The 2,426-nt window shown below is 69.5% G+C and carries 2 protein-coding genes and 1 pseudogene; 2 read left to right on the forward strand and 1 reads right to left on the reverse strand.

Annotated features, from left to right (window positions below; genetic code table 11):
• Positions 1–315 (reverse strand): annotated as a pseudogene (locus PV363_RS17245) (hypothetical protein); the annotation flags it as partial.
• 58 nt (positions 316–373) lie between these two features.
• Between PV363_RS17245 and PV363_RS17250 the strand changes: the two are divergent.
• Positions 374–1,681 (forward strand): LssY C-terminal domain-containing protein, encoded by a 1,308-nt coding sequence (locus PV363_RS17250; RefSeq protein ID WP_301023010.1) that lies wholly within the window; start codon positions 374–376, stop codon positions 1,679–1,681.
• Positions 1,678–2,364, forward strand: coding sequence for a DUF998 domain-containing protein (locus PV363_RS17255; protein ID WP_220343996.1), 687 nt, complete (start codon positions 1,678–1,680; stop codon positions 2,362–2,364). The genes PV363_RS17250 and PV363_RS17255 overlap by 4 nt, the downstream gene beginning before the upstream one ends.
• Positions 2,365–2,426 lie beyond the last annotated feature (62 nt).

Raw genomic sequence — 2,426 nt, forward strand, 5'->3', positions numbered from 1 at the left:
CGCCACCTTGTCGGTGCGGTTCAGCGGCATGTGCAGCACGATCGCGCCCAGGACAGCGGTGACCGCGAGGAAGCTGGCGACGATCGACTGGACCACGAAGAGCGGGAGCGACAGGACGGCGACCAGCGAGAGCAGCCACCCGAGCCCGTCGAGCCCGACGCCGAGGAGATAGCGCCAGGACCTGGCGAGGCGTAGGAGGAGCCGAGGGTCGAGCCCTGCAGCGGCCTCCGTACGGCGCGCCGCGAGCGCCTGCAGCACCGAGGCAACGCCGTAGCAGGCCGACGCACCGAATGCTCCCAGAAGGCCCCATATCACCCCGTGAAGGTAGCGGACTTCACGGGCGGCGGCACGGTTCCTGGACGACACTGGCCCCATGGGGAGGACGCCTCGACTATTCCGCCGTACCTCCGTCATGGATGCGTTGGACGGGATGTTCCTCGCCTTCTCGGCGGTTGCCGCCGGGTGGTTCGCGTACCTGCTGCTCGTGGACGGTGTACGGCCGGGGCAGACTCTGCTGCTGGTCGTGTTCTGGGTGTTCGTCGCCTATCTCCTGCTTCCGCGACTGCACCGGATCTTCACGCACATCTATCTGCCGGACTACTTCATCGGGCAGGCCCGCACCAGTGACGGCCGGATCGGAGACCCGGTCAACCTCGCCTGGCGCGGGCGCGAGGCACAGCTGCACAAGGTGATGTCGACCGCCGAGTGGGTCCGCGCCGACGATCTCGACTTCCGCGCGGGCCGCCGTATCGTCACCTCGACCCTGAGTCGGCGCAGCTATCCCGAGGCTCCGGTGAGCCCGTTGGTCCTCTTCGACCGCCAGCAGGACTTCGCCTACGAGAGGGAGGTCGCGGGAAGCCCGTCGCGACGGCACCACGTGAGGTTCTGGCGGTGCCCGGAGGGGTGGATGCTTCCCGGCGGGTTCGCGGTGGACTGGCTGGCCGCCGCGACGTACGACCGGAGGGTGGGGTTGTCGACGTTCACGCTCCAGGTGACGCACAAGATCGACGCCCACGTCGACGTCGAGCGCGACTTCGTCGTCTCGAGTGTGACGCGCGCCGTCCCCGCGGTCGACGTCTCGGTCATCGACCACTTCTCCAGCGGCTACCACTCCCGCAACGGAGGCGGTGACGTGGTCGAGACCGACGGCGACCTGCCGGTGGTCGACGTCAGTCGCGTGGAGGTCGTCGACCAGGATCTGCCGACCCACACCGACAGCCGCCGCCGCCTCCCAGCTCCGACCGTGTTCGGCGCGGGTGTGGCCGCAGCACGCTCGATCAGCTACGTCGTGCTGTTCGTGCTGCTGCTGGTCTCTCCCGCGTCGGTGTCGGCCGGTCTCGATCTGCTCGGCACCGACATCGCGACGCGCGACGTGCGTGGAGTCGTGCTGCCTGTCAGCACAGTCCTCGCGGTCTCGGGCCTCGTCGACCTCGCCCTCGCCGTCGGCGTGCTGCGTGGCAGCAACACGGCCCGTCTCCTGCTGATGTCGATCTGCGTCGTGGTGACCATCGTGGCGTTCCTGGGGGCCGACGGCCGCCCCGACCAGTTCGCCCTCACACATCTGCCCACCGTCGGGGTCAACATCCTGGTGATCCTGGCCTTGTCGAGCCACCGCGCCCGCGACTTCGCGACGCACGCCCGGCAGCCCACCGTGACGACGAGGACGAGGCTCCCGGCGTGAGGGGCGAGCGCATCCTGCTGGTCGGGATCGGCGTCGTCGCGGGTTTCCTCTACTCGAACTTTCTGTTCGACGCGATCTTCTCCCAGAACCACGACTGGTTCACGGTCGTGAGCGACCTCGCCGCCTCCGGAACGCCGATGGCCGACCTCATCCGGATCACCGACGTGATCTGCGGCGTGCTCGTCCTTGTCCTGCTCCCCGGTATCCGCGCGGCCCTGCCGCCAGGACGCTGGCGTCGGGCCGCCCTGTGGCTCACCGCGGTCTTCGCGGTCGGGAGCATCGTCGCGGCCGTCGTCCCTCTGCCGTGCGACACGGACGCCGTCTGTAAGAGCACCGTCGACGAGCTCCAGCGCCTCGTCCACGACGGAGCCAGCGTGGTCTCCGCCGCCGCCTTGTTCCTCGGCGCCGTCGCGGTGGCCCTTGCGGTTGCAGACCGTCGCCACTGGGTTCGCCGCGCCGCCTGGCTCACGTTCTGGATCGGCGGCATCGTAGGAATCCTGCTCTTCGGAGGATTCGCCCTGCTGGACCCCTCCTCGTGGGAGTCAGGGGTCGCCCAGCGGTTCCAGATCGTGGCCATGAGCGTCTGGATCGTCTGCCTCGCCGTCCTCGCCGCGACCGACGGACTCGCGAACCGGCGCGCTGTCGCACGACGTGAGGGCGCACGCGGCGGCGAGCCGGACTGACGCCGAACGAGCCAGGCGGCGGCGACCTGCCCTTCATCCACCCTCGACGGACGGGGCCGTAC

The sequence above is a fragment of the Mumia sp. genome, from assembly GCF_028803055.1.
Classification (GTDB): Bacteria; Actinomycetota; Actinomycetes; order Propionibacteriales; family Nocardioidaceae; genus Mumia.